The following is a 1245-nucleotide window of genomic DNA, read 5'->3' on the forward strand; positions in this document are numbered from 1 at the left end:
ACTATACCTATCAATCCTTTTGGCTATTTTTAAGTATGTTTTAGTTTTATTAAGAAAGATGTGACTAATGGATAGCCTGCGAGGGAAGGGGGAGCAATTAATATTTCCCTCACTCGCATTTTCATTTATTTTCCCTCCCCTCGCAGGGGAGGGACGATTTTTGCACCGCAAAAGTCAGGGAGAGGTCATTTCCCGCGATGCTTGTTGTAAATCCGATTACACATTTGCATCAACTCCCTGGGATGTCCCCGACTAGTATTAATAATTTGCACAATTTCCTCCTCCTTAAACCGGATTGGTGTCAACTGCAACCGCTCATTAATCAACTGCCGAATATCCCTTTCATCCCATCTCGAAATTGTCTCCTCCATAAAAATACCTTGAAATGGAGAAGTCATCCCAATTTCGTGACTGTCGGGAAATAGCTGATTTAGCGAAGTCGATGCAGCTACAACCATACGCAATGGTGCATCTCCACCTTCCGCTAACCCCCGTAACTGTTCCCTGACTTGACGAGTGAACCCTTCACAATTCATACGTTCGATTTCATCGAGAATTAACAAAATGCGATCGCATTGTTGCTGTAAGGCACGGGTAAGAGCATATCCTTTGCATGTCTTAATTCCCACTTTGTGACAAAAAGCTTCATAAAAGTCATTTTCGTCATAAATGTCATTAAGGTTGATATGCACAGCTTTACGGGGTTGAATTAGACAAGTTTCTGCATCTCGCTTTATTGCCAATAATAACGATGATTTCCCTGCTCCCCTTTCACCAATAATTGCCACACTACTACCACTATTCAGGGTTTCAAAAATGCGATCGCATTCCTTCTCCCTCCCAAAAAATAATTCGGGATATTCCACTCGTCCTGTTAGTGGTAAAAAGGGATTATTGATGGAAATAGTTGGCTGTTGTTGGGAAAGTGTAGGAAATGTTGCAAAAACTACGCTGATTGGTACTGCACGTCCTCCTAAATCAAAATCGACATCACGCGATCGCTTGACAATTCCACAGATTTTTCCGGTTTTCTGGTTAATAATTGCCGATCCACTTAATCCCGATCGCACTTGTCCAGCTTTAAATTTCATTAAGGGGGGATTATCACCGTCAAATCCTTCGCATTCAAATGTTGCGGGTTCACCGTTGATATAATCGCGTGTATAACCAAAGGTGTAAAGTTCATCTCCAATGTTGGGATTGACATCGAGTATCACCCAATCGTGTGTGTGAGGAACATTATCC

1 protein-coding gene is annotated in these 1245 nt (G+C 42.0%); it reads right to left on the reverse strand.

Annotation, left to right across the window (positions count from 1 at the left end; all coding sequences use genetic code 11):
* Nucleotides 1-185: 185 nt before the first annotated feature.
* A partial coding sequence (locus tag CK510_RS30585; protein WP_143289536.1) for an ATP-binding protein occupies nt 186-1245 on the reverse strand: 1060 nt, incomplete at its 5' end.

Source organism: Brunnivagina elsteri CCALA 953, assembly GCF_002289455.1.
Classification (GTDB): domain Bacteria; phylum Cyanobacteriota; class Cyanobacteriia; order Cyanobacteriales; family Nostocaceae; genus Brunnivagina; species Brunnivagina elsteri.